19 protein-coding genes, 4 tRNA genes and 1 riboswitch are annotated in these 16,548 nt (G+C 37.0%); of the genes, 6 read left to right on the top strand and 17 right to left on the bottom strand.

The genetic code is table 11. The features are described 5' to 3' along the window. Nucleotides 1-118: 118 nt before the first annotated feature. Nucleotides 119-322: a PA3496 family putative envelope integrity protein gene (locus GTK57_RS09390; RefSeq protein WP_163123018.1), complete on the top strand. Its 204-nt coding sequence runs from the start codon at nucleotides 119-121 to the stop codon at nucleotides 320-322. A 66-nt stretch (nucleotides 323-388) separates the two neighbouring features. Further along, complete coding sequence (locus GTK57_RS09395; RefSeq protein WP_152874412.1) at nucleotides 389-913, top strand: YecA/YgfB family protein; 525 nt, start codon at nucleotides 389-391, stop codon at nucleotides 911-913. Between the two features lie 47 nt (nucleotides 914-960). Here the strand turns inward: GTK57_RS09395 and GTK57_RS09400 are convergent, their stop codons facing one another. From GTK57_RS09400 to trhO, 3 genes are all read right to left on the bottom strand, one after another. Continuing rightward, entirely contained in the window at nucleotides 961-1,377 is a 417-nt protein-coding gene (locus GTK57_RS09400; RefSeq protein WP_163123021.1) for an ABZJ_00895 family protein, read from the bottom strand. Nucleotides 1,378-1,844: 467 nt separating this feature from the next. Then, nucleotides 1,845-2,132, bottom strand: a complete 288-nt coding sequence (locus GTK57_RS09405; protein WP_163123024.1) for an FUSC family protein — start codon at nucleotides 2,130-2,132, stop codon at nucleotides 1,845-1,847. A gap of 301 nt (nucleotides 2,133-2,433) precedes the next feature. Further along, nucleotides 2,434-3,366, bottom strand: a complete 933-nt coding sequence (gene trhO / locus GTK57_RS09410; RefSeq protein WP_152875446.1) for an oxygen-dependent tRNA uridine(34) hydroxylase TrhO — start codon at nucleotides 3,364-3,366, stop codon at nucleotides 2,434-2,436. Between the two features lie 170 nt (nucleotides 3,367-3,536). Between trhO and GTK57_RS09415 the strand changes: the two genes are divergently transcribed. Continuing rightward, on the top strand, nucleotides 3,537-4,025 hold the full coding sequence (locus GTK57_RS09415; RefSeq protein WP_152875448.1) for a DUF1289 domain-containing protein: 489 nt from the start codon (nucleotides 3,537-3,539) through the stop codon (nucleotides 4,023-4,025). Nucleotides 4,026-4,072: 47 nt separating this feature from the next. Then, the gene (locus GTK57_RS09420) at nucleotides 4,073-4,684 is read left to right on the top strand and encodes a LysE family translocator (protein WP_163123039.1); all 612 of its coding nucleotides are present in this window, start codon (nucleotides 4,073-4,075) and stop codon (nucleotides 4,682-4,684) included. Here the strand turns inward: GTK57_RS09420 and GTK57_RS09425 are convergent. After that, nucleotides 4,657-5,226 carry a TetR/AcrR family transcriptional regulator gene (locus GTK57_RS09425; protein ID WP_163123042.1) on the bottom strand — a complete coding sequence of 190 codons (570 nt, stop codon included), beginning with the start codon at nucleotides 5,224-5,226 and terminating at the stop codon, nucleotides 4,657-4,659. The genes GTK57_RS09420 and GTK57_RS09425 overlap by 28 nt on opposite strands. An 87-nt stretch (nucleotides 5,227-5,313) precedes the next feature. Between GTK57_RS09425 and GTK57_RS09430 the strand changes: the two genes are divergently transcribed. Beyond that, a complete protein-coding gene (locus tag GTK57_RS09430) occupies nucleotides 5,314-5,868 on the top strand; it encodes an HPP family protein (RefSeq protein WP_163123045.1) in 555 nt (184 codons plus the stop codon). Nucleotides 5,869-5,885: 17 nt separating this feature from the next. Here GTK57_RS09430 and ribB read toward each other — a convergent pair whose 3' ends face one another. The 12 genes from ribB to GTK57_RS09490 form a co-directional block, all read right to left on the bottom strand. Continuing rightward, the gene (gene ribB, locus GTK57_RS09435; RefSeq protein WP_163123048.1) at nucleotides 5,886-6,545 is read right to left on the bottom strand and encodes a 3,4-dihydroxy-2-butanone-4-phosphate synthase; all 660 of its coding nucleotides are present in this window, start codon (nucleotides 6,543-6,545) and stop codon (nucleotides 5,886-5,888) included. Nucleotides 6,546-6,661: 116 nt separating this feature from the next. Further along, a riboswitch (FMN riboswitch) is annotated at nucleotides 6,662-6,819 on the bottom strand. Nucleotides 6,820-7,067: 248 nt separating this feature from the next. Then, nucleotides 7,068-7,448, bottom strand: coding sequence for an aspartate 1-decarboxylase (gene panD / locus GTK57_RS09440; protein WP_153372096.1), 381 nt, complete (start codon nucleotides 7,446-7,448; stop codon nucleotides 7,068-7,070). Between the two features lie 139 nt (nucleotides 7,449-7,587). Continuing rightward, nucleotides 7,588-8,169 carry an aminoacyl-tRNA hydrolase gene (gene pth / locus GTK57_RS09445; RefSeq protein WP_163123051.1) on the bottom strand — a complete coding sequence of 194 codons (582 nt, stop codon included), beginning with the start codon at nucleotides 8,167-8,169 and terminating at the stop codon, nucleotides 7,588-7,590. 19 nt (nucleotides 8,170-8,188) lie between these two features. Further along, on the bottom strand, nucleotides 8,189-8,485 hold the full coding sequence (rplY, locus tag GTK57_RS09450; protein ID WP_152875458.1) for a 50S ribosomal protein L25: 297 nt from the start codon (nucleotides 8,483-8,485) through the stop codon (nucleotides 8,189-8,191). Nucleotides 8,486-8,584: 99 nt separating this feature from the next. Then, nucleotides 8,585-9,538 carry a ribose-phosphate pyrophosphokinase gene (locus tag GTK57_RS09455; RefSeq protein WP_152875459.1) on the bottom strand — a complete coding sequence of 318 codons (954 nt, stop codon included), beginning with the start codon at nucleotides 9,536-9,538 and terminating at the stop codon, nucleotides 8,585-8,587. A gap of 36 nt (nucleotides 9,539-9,574) precedes the next feature. After that, nucleotides 9,575-9,649, bottom strand: a tRNA-Gln gene (locus GTK57_RS09460). A gap of 91 nt (nucleotides 9,650-9,740) precedes the next feature. Then, nucleotides 9,741-9,815 (bottom strand) — tRNA-Gln (locus GTK57_RS09465). A gap of 19 nt (nucleotides 9,816-9,834) precedes the next feature. Next, nucleotides 9,835-9,909, bottom strand: a tRNA-Gln gene (locus tag GTK57_RS09470). 29 nt (nucleotides 9,910-9,938) lie between these two features. Beyond that, a tRNA-Gln gene (locus GTK57_RS09475) sits at nucleotides 9,939-10,013 on the bottom strand. Nucleotide 10,014: 1 nt separating this feature from the next. Continuing rightward, a complete protein-coding gene (gene ispE / locus GTK57_RS09480) occupies nucleotides 10,015-10,842 on the bottom strand; it encodes a 4-(cytidine 5'-diphospho)-2-C-methyl-D-erythritol kinase (RefSeq protein WP_152875485.1) in 828 nt (275 codons plus the stop codon). A 12-nt stretch (nucleotides 10,843-10,854) separates the two neighbouring features. Beyond that, entirely contained in the window at nucleotides 10,855-11,433 is a 579-nt protein-coding gene (lolB, locus tag GTK57_RS09485) for a lipoprotein insertase outer membrane protein LolB (RefSeq protein WP_163123054.1), read from the bottom strand. Between the two features lie 7 nt (nucleotides 11,434-11,440). After that, nucleotides 11,441-13,153, bottom strand: a complete 1,713-nt coding sequence (locus GTK57_RS09490) for a tetratricopeptide repeat protein (protein ID WP_194240569.1) — start codon at nucleotides 13,151-13,153, stop codon at nucleotides 11,441-11,443. A 76-nt stretch (nucleotides 13,154-13,229) separates the two neighbouring features. On the opposite strand from GTK57_RS09490, the gene hemA reads away from it, so the two are divergent. Next, a complete protein-coding gene (hemA, locus tag GTK57_RS09495) occupies nucleotides 13,230-14,513 on the top strand; it encodes a glutamyl-tRNA reductase (RefSeq protein ID WP_163123057.1) in 1,284 nt (427 codons plus the stop codon). 12 nt (nucleotides 14,514-14,525) lie between these two features. On the opposite strand, the gene GTK57_RS09500 is transcribed toward hemA, so the two are convergent. After that, nucleotides 14,526-16,433: a DNA primase gene (locus GTK57_RS09500; protein ID WP_163123060.1), complete on the bottom strand. Its 1,908-nt coding sequence runs from the start codon at nucleotides 16,431-16,433 to the stop codon at nucleotides 14,526-14,528. Nucleotides 16,434-16,548 lie beyond the last annotated feature (115 nt).

The raw sequence follows: 16,548 nt of genomic DNA on the forward strand, positions 1-16,548 counted from the left end.
AATTACAAGTAGAAAATAGTAATAAAAATACAAAAAAACAAAAAAAACTTGACAAGATTTGTAAAGGACGATAAATAGCGCCTAGACCCATTCACTTTTTTATTCAGAGGTAGTTTAAGTGTCTTCAACAGATTTTGAACTAGATGATAGCTTCAGTGGAGATGATGACGTTAATTTTGATGAAGCATCGAGTAAAATTAGTGCGAAAGAGTCATTGGAAAAACGTCGTTTGATTGATGAGCTACTTGCACAACGTCGCTTAGAGCGCGAATTAAAAGATTTTGATTATGACTTCGACGATGATGACGATTTAGATGACTAAAATCTACAGTAAAGTAAATGTAAAATGCTATGCTATAAGTCTTGAATATCTAAGTTTGGATTTGAAATGAGTGCTTTAGATTTAGACCAGTTGAGTGAATATCTAGATGGTGACCAAAACGAACATGGTCTAGACTTCGCAGCAACTCATGGTTTTTTATGTGCAGTTGCAGTTGGTCCCCAATTTAGTAAGTGGTTGGATGAGCTTTTTGATAATAATCAGAAAAAAGTACCAGCCGAAATTATTGCACAAGTAAAAGCTTGGTTGGAATCACTTCGTCAAAATTTGGCGAACGAGGAAGGAATTACTTTTCCGTTTGAAATTGAAGAAGCAGATACTGAGTCTAGTCTTGGTGACTGGAGTGTAGGATTTGTTGATGCAATGTTTTTGAATGAGGATGCATGGTTTACACCTGAGTTTGAAGATCAATTGATTGACTTAACATTGCCAATGATGGTTTTCAGTGGTGTAGATGAAGAAGATCCACAAATGGAATCTTTCCGTCGCAATGGTCAATTGATGGATGAGATTGCGGAAGAAATTCCAGACAATTTGAATGAATTGTATCTTATGTATCACACGCCAAGTTAATTTATTGACGTTAAAAAAAGCACCTATCTAGGTGCTTTTTTTAATCATTAGTGATTGATTTTTTTATAACTAAACCTTGCATACCAACCATAAGCAATATAAAAAATAGCACCGTGTATGGCAACCAGACATAGCATCACGACTGCTGAAAGCACTAAGCCTGCGTTGTCTGCCGATTTAATAATTTGTTCAGCATTTGGATTCATTAATATTAAAAAGAAAATGAAAATGCTTCCAATAATAAGCGCTACTGCACTTGAGCCCCAAATAAGTTGTATTTTTTCTTCGGGGAAAGGAAGGCGCTGTTGTTTTTTCACAAAATGTCCCGCACTTATAAATGCTGATGCGATAAGTGCAGGAAGAAGGGTAATTCCACCTAACTTTAGACCAAAAATCAATACTGTGATTACAAGCACCAAAGCAATACTATATACGGCAGCAAAGTGTTTTAAATAGCGTGACATAAATTCCCCGAATAAAAATAAAGCCGATCAATTTTTTCAAAAGCAAGATTCATGCTGATAGTGACGATATCATATTTAGACAAGAATATTACTGATGATCTCAATGATGAAATATCTTCCATCTTAAATATTTGATGAATAGAGTTTTTATATATCAATAGGAAAATTTATAAATCGTATGTCGCTTAAATTTTTAATAAATCTAATGAGGTGTTATTGGTTATATAGATCGTGATTTGTGAAAATTTACGATTATTACCTTTGTGAATAAGAGCTTATTTTATGCAGTTGAGTACTCTGCTGAAGGTATAATTATTTCATAATAAATGGATGAAAATTCATTTTTTTAGGAGTGTGGAAACGGCTATTCAAAGATAGCTAAGTTATTTTATGAAAGAAATAATGCATTTGGTTTATTGCATAATCTAATGAAGGGCTTAATTTTACGGGAATCTTTTTTACATAAGCTATTCAATTTTGATGATGGTATTGATGTAAATTTTTCGTAAAAGATATGCAAATCCAATGGGTAAAATAGTGAAAAAAATATAATTTAAAAAGTATATATCTACATGGTAAGCAACAAATAAAGAGAACACTCCACCAATTAAAGCACCTAAAAACACAATAAAAGCATGTGATTTTTGTTCAAGAATATTTTTTAGTTCAATATATTTTTCTTCTAGATGAAAATCTGAATACGCGTAATTTACATGCGTGATATTGGTGGATGTATCTTTAATTAAATTTGACATGTTTAGCACCTATTTTAATTTTTCTAAGAGATTCGATTGATTAATAAATGTACGTTAAAGCCAAATTAACAAACTATAGGAACGAAAATATTGGAGATTTGTGGCATTGCAGCACATATTTGTTATCTAAAAGTATAATTTGTTGTTTTTAGGTTAGCTTGCTGAATATTAAGAGAAAAAAATAGAGTGATACGTGACTTACATCTGAGGGGAAATTTAAAGTAGAAACATTTGTCTTTGTACGTGAATTGTTAAGTTGTAAAAAAAGGGTCAAAATTATGACCCTTTTTTTGATTAAATATTAAAGACGTTTGCGTTTTGCAGCTGTAATTTGCGATTGGCGCATACGGAAGCCTTCTTTTTGTTTTTCTGATGTTTTCTCGATACAGTGTTTGCATGAAACACCATGCTCGTAGCTAGGAAGTTCAACTTCTTCAGGAAGAAGAGGCCATCCGCAAGCATGACACTTAATGTTTGCACCTTCTTCCATACCGTGAGTAACGGCGGTACGACCATCAAACACGAAGCATTCACCTTCCCATAAGCTTTCTTCAGCAGGGGTTTCTTCTAAGTATTTTAAAACGCCGCCCTTAAGGTGATAAACCTCGTTAAAACCTTCTTGAAGAAGCAAAGATGTTGATTTCTCACAGCGGATACCGCCAGTGCAGAACATCGCAATTTTCTTGTCTTTGTGCTGCTCAAGGTTTTGTTTTACGTACTCAGGAAATTCGCGGAATGTTTCAGTTTTTGGATCTACGGCACCTTTAAATGTACCTGCTTTATATTCGTAGTCATTACGCGTGTCGATAAGAATTACATCATCACGAGCAATTAACTCATTCCATTCTTTAGGGTCTAAGTAGTGACCAACTAAGTCACGTGGTTTAACTTCAACACCTAAAGTCACAATTTCTTGTTTAAGTTTAATTTTCATTTTACGGAATGGTTTATCAGAGCTGTGAGACTCTTTGTATTCCATTGTAGTAAAACCTTCATTCAAAAGAAATTGATGAATGGTATCAATAGATTGACGATCACCAGCAACAGTGCCGTTAATACCTTCGCCTGCAACAATAAGAGTACCGCAAAGATTGATTGTTTTTACCAAGTCTAAAAGTCGTTGTTGAAGATCGGCTGGATCTTGAACTTCTTTGAATTGATAAAGTGCTGCAACAACCCAATCAGTGGTCGCTTGCTGTTCTACAGGTGCAAGCTGTTCTACAGTAGCGTTCATGGAGTACTCCGAATATATGTAGGATGAAAAATAAGGGGCGTATTCTAACCCGAAAACTTGGAATTGGCGAGAAAACCCATTCGTATTTATGGTTTTTAAATCTGCATTCAACAGGTATGATGCATAATCAGATTGATTCAATCATTATCATATTTGTATTGGAGTGAGTTTTGAGTACTGATCGTCGAATCGCATCATTAACACCTTGTGCAGGGCGTTGTTCTACTGTATTTGGTGACTCAGTATGTCGTGGTTGCCGTCGCTTTAATCATGAAGTAATTAAGTGGAATACATATTCAATCGATCAACAAACGGCAGTGTGGCGTCGTTTAGATTTACAGTTAGATCAAATTTTAGTACCTATGTTGCCTTTGGCAAATATTGAATTGGCTGAACAATTTGTACTGTCTAAACGTGTGCGTTTACGTGAAGATGCATCTAAAGGGCGTAAGCTTTATCACGCTTTAAAAATTTGTGAAAAAAATAAAAACTTTGCAGATGATAGTGGTTTAGGTATTCAATCACATCAAGTGAAAAAGATTTGGCAAGAATTTGAAAGACGAGTTTTGGCTTTGGCGACAGCCAGTTTTGAAATGGCATTTTTAAGAGCAGATGTCATGAGTTTAAGTTTGCTAAAAGATGTGGAAGAGAGCAATTAAGTTCTCTTTTTTATTTGTAATATAGAAAAGTAAAAAGGGAAGTTGCGGTGAATTGGGCTGAGTATTTTTTGTATTGTTTTGCTGTTGTGGTCATGATTGCAACACCTGGGCCAGTGATGTTGTTGGTTGCAAGTGCAGGCTTAAAAGGTGGTTATAAACGGGCTTTACAAACCATATTTGGAACAAATTTAGCTTCTTTAATTTTAATAGCACTCTCTATATTCATTTTAAAAGGCTTGTTAGATGTAAATGAGTTTTTGTTTAATGCTATAAAAATTGCAGGTTGTTTATATATTGCATACTTGGGTGTGCAGATTATTCGGGAAATTACTGGGAGACAAACACAAGAAAATGAAATTCGTTTGGAATCTTCTCAAGGTGGGTTTAAACAAGGATTTTTAATAGGTATTTCAAACCCTAAAGATATTATTTTCTTTGCTTCATTTTTCCCGCAGTTTGTAGGTATTACTTTAGATTTAAATCTAAGCTTAATTATTTTGACTCTTTCATGGATTTGCTTAGATTTTCTAACTCTTTCATTTGTGTATTTGGGATTTAATCGTTTATCGAAGTCACAGATCTATCCGCACTTATTGGCATTGTGTGGATTTATTTTGGTGATTGTTGCTATTTACGGTATTTGTTCAGTATTTATTTGAAGAAAATTAATCAGCTGAAATATCATCTTCTTTTGTTTCATCGCAACATCTTTATTAAATTTTTCGACCATAAAACGGCTCATTAAACCTTCAATTTGGGTGTAAAAAAGTTCGGTGATTTCTTTGGCTTGTTCCAATTTTTTCGCTTTTGCATAAATAAAATCATATAGCCATATTTTATGATTTTGAGAAAGTTGGTGAATTTCATTTTCAGCAGGTGATGATTCACCCACGGCTCGTACGAATAAACATCCTTTAAAATAATCGCTTTGAAACCATTGTATATGCCAATCGTAAATTGCATCTAAAGCATCCATTCCATTTTTATTTGCAGTTGCTTCAACTAAAGATGATCGAAACCGCTGATCTCGTTTTTTGAGAACTTCATAAACCAAATGTTGTTTATTTTTAAAATAGGTATACATCGTAGTTTTAGAACAACCCGATTCATCACGAATTAAATCGACGCCAACAGCAACAAAACTATGCTTATTAAATAAATTTTCAGCAGTTTTTAAAATTTTATCGGCAGATTTCGACATATTCACTATCATGCTATTTACAATAAGTACAGATCTGTACTATTTTGATTCTATCGCACAGATATGATGAATGCAATGAGGGTGGGGATGAGAGTTTTATTTGAGGGGAAAGAAAAATTAGCAGTAAAACCAAGACTAGGCGATTTGTTAAGAAGCTTGGTTGGGGCAAGTTTAAGTATTGGTATTTTAATGCTACTGAGTCATTGGTCGGGTCATATTTGGATTATGGCACCCTTTGGTGCAAGTTGTGTTTTACTTTATGCTGTATCTCAATCTCCATTGGCGCAACCGCGAAATATTATTTTTGGACATCTCATTTCGGCAACCATTGGTTTATTAGCATTAAAAATTTTAGGTGCGAATGTTTTTAGTACTGCAATTGCTGTGGGTTTTTCAATTTGCTTAATGCAATATTTTCGCTGTGTTCATCCACCCGCTGGTGCGAATCCTTTGGTTATTTTATTGACAGCTCAATCGGTTCATTATGGTTGGGAGTTTCTGATTTTTCCTGTATTACTTGGTTCAATCTTATTGGTGGTGATTGCGTATTGCGTTAATAATTTTCGAAGTAAGCAAGCTTGGCCTTTATATGGCTTGGGTTTATGGCATAGCCAAGATAAAAAAAATCCCAATCTAGATTAAGATTGGGATTTTAAAATTTAGATGTTGTGCTTTAAACGATATTGCACAATTTCTTCAATGGTAATCACGGTTAAGTGGTGTGTTTGTGCATAAGCCAATACTTGAATACCTGATGCCATTGTTCCATCTGGATTAGTAAGTTCACATAAAATTCCCGATGGTTTTAAACCCGCTAAGCGAGCAAGGTCAATAGTACCTTCAGTATGACCACGACGGGTTAATACACCGCCTTTACGTGCACGTAAGGGGAATACATGACCCGGACGATTCAAGTCTGTAGCAATAGCGCCATCTTTAATTGCAGCTTTTACGGTAGTTGTGCGATCTTTTGCAGATACGCCTGTGGTAACACCTTCGGCAGCTTCAATGGTAATGGTGAAGGCTGTTTTGAATTGGCTTGAGTTATCGCTAACCATGGGTGGAAGTTCTAAATGATCTGCCAATTCATCGGTTAAACACAGGCAAACAATACCTGAGCCATCACGAATCATGCGTGCCATGGTTTCTACAGTTAAAGTTTCTGCCGCAACAATTAAATCTGCTTCATTTTCACGGTCGAAATCATCCATCACAAGAACAGGTTTGCCTTGGCGGATATCTTCTAATGCTTGTTGAATGCGGTCTTCTGCAGGAGTGAGGGTAGAAAAGAAAATTTCGGGTTGAATTAAACTAGACATTGAAACGCTCGCGTAAATTTTAAGTACGATTGAACATTTCAGGACGTTTGAAAATAGGCTCGTAGCGAATTCATTTAGCAATCGATAAAAGATTGATTAAGTGAACATTTATGTGCTGTCGTCTTCTTTCATCCGGACTATACCGTCGGCTTTGGAGTTTCACCAAATCTGCGAATTGTAAAGTTACAATAGGCTCGTGGGCTCATTAAGTTATACATGAAATGTATATTTAATTTACCACCGGTGGGGAATTACACCCCGCCCTGAAGCGATGTGTAATGATTATAGACCTGTTCGAGGTAGAGCGGAGTGCTTTTTTTAGAACGATCAGTGCTATCTATAGAATAAATAATTCATAATTAATCGACTTATTTCATAATGAATTGCCATCTTTTAAATTTTTTCATGAAAACAGGGGAAAAAGGCTGTGATAAAAAAGTCTAATGAATTACATGGCATAAAAAAGCCCGCATATTGCGAGCTTAATTTATTTTTTAGGTCGTTAATTTACATAGCGAACATTTAGGCAACTTGTACAGGAATGCAATTTGCTGTGTGATTTACAGTATTGTTTGGATTTGCATAAACAAGACGTGGTTTGTGCGCATCTGCTTCAGCTTCTGTAAAATCACCAAATGTTGCGATAATCATTAAATCACCAACATCTGCTTGAAGTGCAGCGCCACCATTTACAGAAATGATGCCTGAGCCTTCTTCACCACGAATTGCATAAGTGGTAAAGCGTTTACCATTCGTCACGTTCCACATATGAATTTCTTCATATTCGCGGATACCTGCTAAATCCAAAAGAATACCGTCAATTGCACAAGAACCTTCATAATGTAATTCTGCTTGTGTAACGACGCAACGGTGAATTTTAGCTTTTAATAAACGAGATAGCATGGCTAGCGTCTCCTTAGTTGACCTAAGATTTTGTCTGAATGAACAAGTTATTTTGAATGAATGGTATTTTCATCGAGAGCGCATTTTGCTCTGAAAAAAGCAGCATGGCAAGCATGATTGTTCAACAAATATAGAATGATCAGTTTGGTTTATGAGCATTGATTTGATTCATGGCTTGCTGTATGTCACCGTTTACTAGCAATTTAATGCGAGATAAAGCATGTGCAAGAGCATCATCCATTAAATCTTGTTCGCTACGCGGTGCTTTGCTTAATACATGACCTGACACGCGTTCTTTAGAACCAGGATGACCAATACCGATACGTAAACGATGAAAATTTGGACCTGTGTGTGGGACGATATCACGTAAACCATTATGACCACCATGACCACCACCTGTTTTTAGGCGAATAATACCAGGGTTCATGTCTAGTTCATCGTGTGCAATGAGCATTTCTTCTGGAGCGACTTGATAGAATTTTGCGAAGGGAACAACACTTTTGCCTGAGGCATTCATAAAGGTTGTTGGTAAAAGTAGACGAACGTCTTGACCTTCAATTTTACCACGACCGCTAATTCCGTAGAATTTAGGATCAGTTTTGAGTGAAATACCATATTGTTCTGCAAGGCGTTCAACGAACCAAAAGCCTGCATTATGGCGAGTTTGGGCATACTCAGAACCTGGGTTGCCCAAACCTACAATCAGTGAAATATTTGACACTAATTTATACCATTAACACTTATGCACGTTTGAAGTCAGCGTGCATAGGTGTGTTTTTAGCTGGGTGACGTTGTAAAGCTTGGATTTTAACGCTTTCAACTGTACCGTCGATGTTAATTTCAATTACTTCTTCAAAGAAGTCATTGTTTTCTAAAGCTTTAACAAGTTGACGAAGCTCTAAAGTAACTGCAACAGGAGCTGCTTCGCCACCGTAAATGATAGCTGGAACTTTAGCTTGAAGACGAAGGCGGCGGCTCGCACCTTTCCCTTGTACTGCTTCTTCACGTGCTGCTGCGTTTAATACGAAGTTTGCCATGATTAGACATCCTATTTAAGTTTAATTGGACTAAATCTGCGACCGATTTAGTACTAGAAAGCCCTGCAAAAAGCAGGGCTTTGAAAATTTAGCGTTCTATTATAGATAAGAATCGAACATTGCGCTAATAGATTCTTCGTTGTTAATACGACGAATTGTTTCAGCAACCATACTTGCTACTGAAACTTGGCGAATCTTACCAAGAGCTAAAGCTTCTTCTGAAAGAGGAATAGTGTCTGTAACAACTAATTCATCAATAACAGAGTTCTTTAAGTTTTCAATCGCTTTACCAGATAAAACTGGGTGAGTTGCATAAGCGATTACTTTGCGAGCACCAAAAGTTTTTAGTGCATCAGCAGCTTTACATAGAGTACCTGCAGTATCCACCATGTCATCAACAATGACACAGTCACGATCTCTTACATCACCAATTAAATGCATCACTTGTGATTCATTTGCTTTTTGGCGACGTTTGTCGATGATCGCAAGATCAATATCACCCATTTGTTTAGCAACAGCGCGAGCACGAACTACACCACCAACGTCAGGCGATACAACCATAAGGTTGTGGTGCGACTGTTGGCGAAGGTCAGCTAAAAGCGCTGGCGTGCCGTAGATGTTATCTACAGGGATATCGAAGAAACCTTGGATTTGGTCGGCATGAAGGTCGATCATTACAACGCGGTCAATACCAACAGTTGTAAGCATATCTGCTACAACTTTAGCGGTAATTGGCACACGACTTGAACGAGGACGACGATCTTGACGAGCGTAACCAAAGTAAGGAATAACTGCTGTAATACGACCAGCACTTGCACGGCGTAACGCGTCAGCCATAACTAAGATTTCCATAAGGTTATCATTAGTTGGTGCACAAGTAGGTTGTACTAAGAATACGTCTTTACCACGAACATTTTCAGTAATCTCGACAGCAATTTCGCCATCAGAAAACTGACCTACAGAGGCGGCGCCTAGAGGAATATGTAAGTGACTTACGACTTTTTGAGCGAATTGTGGATGCGCGGTTCCACTAAAAACGACAAGATTGGGCATGAAGCACCCTTGGCGGTTGGAATATATGGGAATAAATGGCAGGGGTAGCTGGATTCGAACCAACGGATGCCGAGATCAAAACCCGGTGCCTTACCACTTGGCGATACCCCTAATGCGGCAGAACTTTAATATTTTTAAAGCACGATGTCAAGGTTAATTAACATTTGAGCAGTAAAGTCTTGTTCTGTCTTTTTTGAGAAAATGGCAGGGGTAGCTGGATTCGAACCAACGGATGCCGAGATCAAAACCCGGTGCCTTACCACTTGGCGATACCCCTAAATTTGATGACTGTAAAATGGCAGGGGTAGCTGGATTCGAACCAACGAATGCCGAGATCAAAACCCGGTGCCTTACCACTTGGCGATACCCCTAATACAGTACATCTTACAGGTGAATTAAATGGCAGGGGTAGCTGGATTCGAACCAACGGATGCCGAGATCAAAACCCGGTGCCTTACCACTTGGCGATACCCCTATCAAACTTCAAAGTGACGTAATGGTGACTCTTTCAAACTGCTAACCAAGTAAGATTTACATGGCGCATTTTTCAGAATGTCATCAATATTCATTTTTTCCGTTATCTCAATAAACACACAAGCACCTGTACCTGTAAGTTTTGCTTTACCGAACTGATCTAAGTATTGCATTGCTTCATTCACTTCAGGATATAAATTTCTTGCCAGGGGCTCAAAATTATTTCCAAAATTGGATGGCGTTAACTGATAGGCGCAAAATTTAGTAGGCTTCGTGTCTCTTGTCAATGATTTTTGCGAAAAAAGCAATTGAGTGCTGATAAAACAATCAGGTTTAAGCACAATGAATTTTTTTTGATCTAAGTCTATGAATGTTAAGTGTTCGCCAATGCCTTCTGCCCAAGCATTTAAACCGTGAACAAAAATGGGAACATCAGCTCCTAATTTGACACCTAAATCTGCAAGTTGCTCAATGCTTAAACCACATTGCCAAAGTTGATTGACCACAATCAGTGTTGTTGCAGCATTGGATGATCCACCGCCTAAACCTGCACCCATTGGAATATTTTTTTCAATTGAAATATTTAAGCCTGTTTGCTTTTTTGCATAAGGTTTTAAGATTTCTGTGGCTTTGAAAATTAAATTTTGCTGTAAATCGACGCTATTTAAACCGTCAATATGGATTTCACTCGATTCTGTTTTGGTGAATTCCAACCAATCATATAAATCTATAAGCTGAAAAATACTTTGTAATTCATGGTAGCCATTTTCACGACGACCAGTAATGTGCAAAAAAAGGTTGAGTTTGGCAGGCGAGGCAACACGAATCATAGACATACAAAATTAACGGTTTTGAATAATCATTGTAATACGATTTTCTTGTCCAGATTCAAGCGACTGTTTCAAAATAAGTTTATTTGGAAGTGTGGCTTGATCGTTATAACTTAAATCGACAGTCCAATCATTTTCAATAAATTGAATTGGGCGGTTATTTTCATTTTTTTGAATTTTAGCTGTGGCTGTTGCAGGTCGTGCTTGTATCCAGCTGACTAAGTGCGTAATGGGTGCTTTCCAACCTGTTGCTTGTTCTAGCAGCTCCTCAGGTGTACTTGCTGTGACTAAACCCGTATTTGCACTATTTAGGGTAACTTGACCAGGCTTCCCTGAAATTTGTGTTTTTCCAATTCCCAACATTCCACTCAGCTCAATATCAAACTCTTGCTGTTCTTGCACCCAACGGAAAAAAGCACTGCCAGATTGTTGAGGTGTGCGAATGCCAATTTTCCCTTGTAAGTTAAATTGATTATTGGCTTCAACCATTTGTGTTGGTGCAGTGCCAAGTGGTTGGGTAAATTGCTGGCAGCCTGTTAAGAACATTGAACAGGTGATAAGGCTGAGACTGATTTTGGTCAACGTACCCATAAGTGATTTAACTCTTTTTTATTTGTTGCGGTAATAGTAAAGAATTTAATGATTCCAATTGAGGATCATTTCGGTGGTTTGCTTGTAATTCTTGTAACACCTTCTCAAATTGAGCAATTTCACCTTGCATATATAAGGATTTTGCATAGCGAACACCAATTTTCACACTATTGCTGAGTTCATATGCTTGTTTGAGTGCTTTCGCAGAAGCTGCAAAATCATTTTGCAAATAGGTAATATATCCAAGTGTATCTAAAATAGACGCTTGTTCTGGTGCAAGTTCAGTCGCATATTCTGCAACTTCTCGAGCTTCTTTTAAATAACGATTTTGCAATGCGAGGGTGTAGGCATAAGCATTGAGATAAGATGGATTGTTAGGCTCAATTTCTAATAGGTTTTTGAGGAGCTTGTCTAGTTTTTCTCGATCTGCATGAGCATCAAGTAATAGAACTTCAGCATAAATAAGCTCAGGATCATCGGGTATGTTTTTGATGGCTTCATCTAATAGGCGTAAAGCTGCTTTTTTATTATTCATCATGATTAAAATTTCAGCTTGAGCTTGATATAAGAAGCTGGCTTGCTGAGGATAATTTACGCGTTCTTGGGTTAAAAAACGAAGTGCATCGGTTAATTGATTTTGTTTTGCAAAAATAGAGATCATGCTTCGACGTGAGATGGAATATAAGCTGCCATCTACAAGACGATAATAGGCTTTTGCCGTTTCAAAATGCTCTTTACGTTCTGCATTTACCGCTAAATAATAATAAGCTTCGTTTTGATATTGATTGGATGATCGTAACTCGACTAAGTATTTTTCAGCTTTTTCATATTCGCGTAAATCAATACTGGTTAAACCTGCAATAAATAGCGCTTCTTCTTGCTTTGGCCATTTCTTTATAATTTTTTCTAATTTATCTAAAGCAAGCGTCGTTTTATTTTGTTTAACTAAATATTTTGCTTCAGCAATGTGTATTTCATAGTTGTTTTTGTGTTTTTTGCTCGATTTTTCATACCATTCTAAAGTCGCTTCTTGATTACCTAGCGCATTTAAAAAATTGGCTTTCATTAAGATGTAACTTGTTGCTTTAGGACGTTTTCGTAAAGCAAGATTGATGATGTCTAGAGCATCTTCTAAGTGACCATTTTGTGCTTCAAGACCTGCAATTAAAACAAGAATAGAAGGATTATCCTTCGAGCTACTTGTTTGTAGAGCATGAATTAAATATTCACGATCAGCAACAGATTCGGGTGAAATGCTGGCTAAAATTTCTTCTAACTCTGCATTTGGATCTATTTTTAAAATTTTATCGAGTGTTTCCGATGCGAGTTCATATTCATGCGATTTTAATGCAATATGTGATAAGTAAAATAATGCAGGAACATCTTTAGGTTCTTGTAAAACCCAGTGCGTTGCGATTTCTAATGCTGCGCTTAGGTCTTCTTGTTCTATCGCAATATTTAAGGCGCGTTGCTTGACTGACGCGGAATTGCCCTTGATTGCAAGCACGGTATAATTGTGTAGAGCGGTTGGAATGTCGTGGTATGCAATTGCAAATTCAGCAATCATACTTTGTTTTATGGCATTATAGTTTGAATTTGCATGGTATATTTCTCCAGCTGCATGAAGTTGTGCAGCAGAGAGCATGCTACCAATGAGTAAGATTGTGGTAGAATATTGCTTGATTCTTACGCCGCTTATTCGGCTGTTTATTTGACGAATTTTTCTTAATCCAAGTAATGTTTTTATGACACCAATACTCCACAATAGCATAAATTTAGCGGAATGATGATCTGATATGTCTTTCTTTGCATTGGGTGTCAACCATCAAACTGCATCTGTAGAGTTGCGTGAAAAAATTGCATTTAACCCTGAAAAGTTAAGTACTTTGCTTTCTAGTCAAAGCCAACACCAAGATTTAAATGAAATGGTGGTGGTATCTACGTGCAATCGTACAGAAGTTTACGCGATGTCAGAGAATGTTGACATGGTGCTAGATTGGCTCGCCCAAGTAAACGGTCTTGATGTAAAACAACTTGAAAATCATGTCTATCGTTATGAAGATACTCAAGCTATAACGCATTTAATGCGAGTTTCAAGTGGTCTAGATTCGCTAATGTTGGGCGAGCCGCAAATTCTTGGACAAGTAAAAACAGCTTTATCTTTAGCGAAAGATTCAGCAACCGTTTCTCCTGAACTTAATCAAATTTTTGAATATGCATTTTATGCAGCAAAACGTGTGCGCTCTGAAACAGCTGTGGGAAGTCATGCTGTTTCAATGGGTTATGCTGTTGCTCAATTGGCATTACAAGTTTTTAGTAAACCAGAAGAATTAACGGTAATGGTGGTTGCAGCAGGAGAGATGAATAGTCTTGTTGCAAAACATTTAGCTGAAACAGGGGTTGGGAAAGTTCTAATCTGTAATCGTACGCGAGCAAGAGCTGAAAGTTTGGCACAAGAAATTGCACATCGTGTACAAGTGGAAATTATTGAGTTTGATCAGCTTGCAGAAAATTTACATCGAGCAGATGTGATTTCAAGCTGTACAGGAAGTTTGCATCAAGTTATTCATTTTGCCGATGTTAAGGCTGCACTTAAAAAGCGTCGCTACCAACAAATGTTATTGGTTGATTTAGCTGTACCTCGCGATATTGATGCTAAAGTTGAAACGCTTGATGGTGTTTATTTGTATGGTGTAGATGACCTACAAAGCGTGATTGAGGAAAACTTAGCACAGCGCAGACAAGCTGCGGTTGAAGCTGAAGTGATGGTGAATCAGCTTGCAACAGAATTAATCACTCAGCAAAAAGTTAAGGGTGCTGGTGGGGCAATTCAACTTTATCGTGAGCATGGTGAGGTATTAAGACAAGAAGAGCTTAAATTCGCAATGCAGCGTTTAGAAAAAGGTGACAATGCTGAACAGGTTTTACAAGAGTTTTCACATCGCTTAACGCAAAAACTATTACATCCAACCTCTGTTTTCATGAAGGAAGCGGCAAAAGCAGAAGATCCAGAGTGTTTGGAATTATTACAAAATAGTTTAGATGATGTGATTGCGAAAAGACGTAAACCGAAAGCTTAAAACATCATAAAATTAAACAGAAGAAGATCGTTTACTCATCAATGAGAGTAAGCGATCTTTTTTATCAATCATATAAATTTGATGTTTTAAATTTTTCATTTCGGCAATGCTTGTGAATTTCTTCGAGCGAATTTTTTGCTGTAAATATTGGTGTTGTAATTTTGTTGAAAAATCGGCTGCAAGCTTGTCGACTTGTTCAGGTGATGTTGTGTAATCACTAACATTGGCTTGTTGCAAAATACGTTGTAATTCAAAATGATGGTTTGCACATGCACCAATCACATAATATTTCGCTTGTTCTGCATCATCGGGTAATTCATCAAAAATAATATTGAAGATATTGAGTATTTTATATAGCAATTGATCTTGCGGAATAAGTGCACGTAAGGGTTCAAAATGAATATATAAATAGGGGTGATTCATTAAAATTGCGGCAACATATTCTTCAGCGTCAATTTTCGTACTGAAACTCAGTGCTGCATCATTATTAACTTGTGGTTGCCATTTTCGGTTAAAGCCTAATTTTTCACGGAAATATTGTTGCAATAAATAGCGATACGAACCCACTTTAGGTAAGAGTTCAGTAAGTTGTTTTAGCTCCGCCATCACCTGACTTTTACCTTCAGGTGTTGTGACATGATGATTTCGAGATAAAAGACTAAAGATAAACTCAGACATCAGTGGTGCGTGTTCAAGCAGGCGTTTGAAGTTCTCAACACCTTCACGTCTGATCAGTGAGTCTGGGTCATGGTCATTGGGTAAAACAAAAAATTTCAGTTCACGACCATCATTCAATAATGGTAAAGCAATTTCTAATGTACGACGTGCTGCTTTTTGTCCCGCAGCATCACCATCAAAAGCAATAGTAATACGATTATTTTGCTTAAACAGAATATTTAAATGTTCTGTATTACTTGCTGTACCTAAAGTTGCTACCGCACCATAAATACCATATTGCTGTAAAGCAATGACATCCATGTAGCCTTCAACCATTAAGTAATCTTGCGCTTTTTCTTTGCGTCCTTCATATAAACCGTATAAAAGTTGGTTTTTATGGAAAACTTCAGAATCTGGTGAGTTGATGTATTTGGGCTTTATTTCATCATTGAGCGCACGACCACCAAAACCTACGACACGACCTTTTGTATCACGAATCGGGAAAATGACACGATCACGTAATAGGTCGAAATCACGTCCGCTATCGCTTGTGCGAATCAGTCCTAAAAGCTTTAAACCTTCAATATCTTGAGGAAAAGCTTTTTCTAAATGTTGCCAATCTTCAGGTGCATAACCTAAACGCCAAAATTGAATGGTTTTTTCAGTTAAGCCACGTTTTTTAAAATATTGTTGTGCAGATTGGCTATTGGGTAATTGGCTTTCGTAAAACTGTGCAATATTTTCTAATAAGTCGAAAAGATTACCATCTTGAGCAGGTGCTTCATCTTCAACTTGGAATTGTTCAAAACCTGAAAATGGGTCGTTTGGTGCTTGATATTCTTCAAATGGATCAAATGCAACGGGTACATTATTTTCAGCCGTTGAGATTGATTTTTCTGTAGATACCGTTGGTGTTTCAACTGTTTTTTTTGCTTCTCGTTTATAGAGAATTTTTTTAGATTCTTGATTGTCCTTCGGAAGTTCAATTCCTGTTTGGCTAGATAAATCCTTCATGACATCAACAAAATTACGACCGTCGATATCCATTAAAAAACGAATGGCATTACCATTGGCTTGGCAACCAAAACAGTGGAAATACTGTTTATCGCGATAAACATGAAACGATGGTGATTTTTCCTGATGGAAGGGACAACAACCCGAATATGTACGACCTGACTTTTTTAATTTCACACGTTGACCAATTAAATCGACAATATCTGTACGATCTAAAATTTGATCTATCGTGTGCTGAGGAATTGCCATAAGTCTTCTATCGTTTCTATGTCGGTCTAAATTGGTTTTGTGTCGATACGAATATTTCAGTATGTGCTTAATCTATAATCACAATTTAGCTACTGATGTTTAGTTTGTCTAGCTT

Source organism: Acinetobacter portensis (genome assembly GCF_010646905.1).
GTDB classification, from domain to species: Bacteria; Pseudomonadota; Gammaproteobacteria; order Pseudomonadales; family Moraxellaceae; genus Acinetobacter; species Acinetobacter portensis.

Bases quoted from the DNA above. Each gene is read 5' to 3' on its own strand.
- GTK57_RS09395 (WP_152874412.1), top strand. From the start codon at position 389: ATGAGTGCTTTAGATTTAGACCAGTTGAGTGAATATCTAGATGGTGAC.
- GTK57_RS09400 (WP_163123021.1), bottom strand. From the start codon at position 1,377: ATGTCACGCTATTTAAAACACTTTGCTGCCGTATATAGTATTGCTTTG.
- GTK57_RS09405 (WP_163123024.1), bottom strand. From the start codon at position 2,132: ATGTCAAATTTAATTAAAGATACATCCACCAATATCACGCATGTAAAT.
- trhO (WP_152875446.1), bottom strand. From the start codon at position 3,366: ATGAACGCTACTGTAGAACAGCTTGCACCTGTAGAACAGCAAGCGACC.
- GTK57_RS09425 (WP_163123042.1), bottom strand. From the start codon at position 5,226: ATGTCGAAATCTGCCGATAAAATTTTAAAAACTGCTGAAAATTTATTT.
- GTK57_RS09430 (WP_163123045.1), top strand. From the start codon at position 5,314: ATGAGAGTTTTATTTGAGGGGAAAGAAAAATTAGCAGTAAAACCAAGA.
- ribB (WP_163123048.1), bottom strand. From the start codon at position 6,545: ATGTCTAGTTTAATTCAACCCGAAATTTTCTTTTCTACCCTCACTCCT.
- panD (WP_153372096.1), bottom strand. From the start codon at position 7,448: ATGCTATCTCGTTTATTAAAAGCTAAAATTCACCGTTGCGTCGTTACA.
- rplY (WP_152875458.1), bottom strand. From the start codon at position 8,485: ATGGCAAACTTCGTATTAAACGCAGCAGCACGTGAAGAAGCAGTACAA.
- GTK57_RS09455 (WP_152875459.1), bottom strand. From the start codon at position 9,538: ATGCCCAATCTTGTCGTTTTTAGTGGAACCGCGCATCCACAATTCGCT.
- ispE (WP_152875485.1), bottom strand. From the start codon at position 10,842: ATGATTCGTGTTGCCTCGCCTGCCAAACTCAACCTTTTTTTGCACATT.
- lolB (WP_163123054.1), bottom strand. From the start codon at position 11,433: ATGGGTACGTTGACCAAAATCAGTCTCAGCCTTATCACCTGTTCAATG.
- hemA (WP_163123057.1), top strand. From the start codon at position 13,230: ATGTCTTTCTTTGCATTGGGTGTCAACCATCAAACTGCATCTGTAGAG.
- GTK57_RS09500 (WP_163123060.1), bottom strand. From the start codon at position 16,433: ATGGCAATTCCTCAGCACACGATAGATCAAATTTTAGATCGTACAGAT.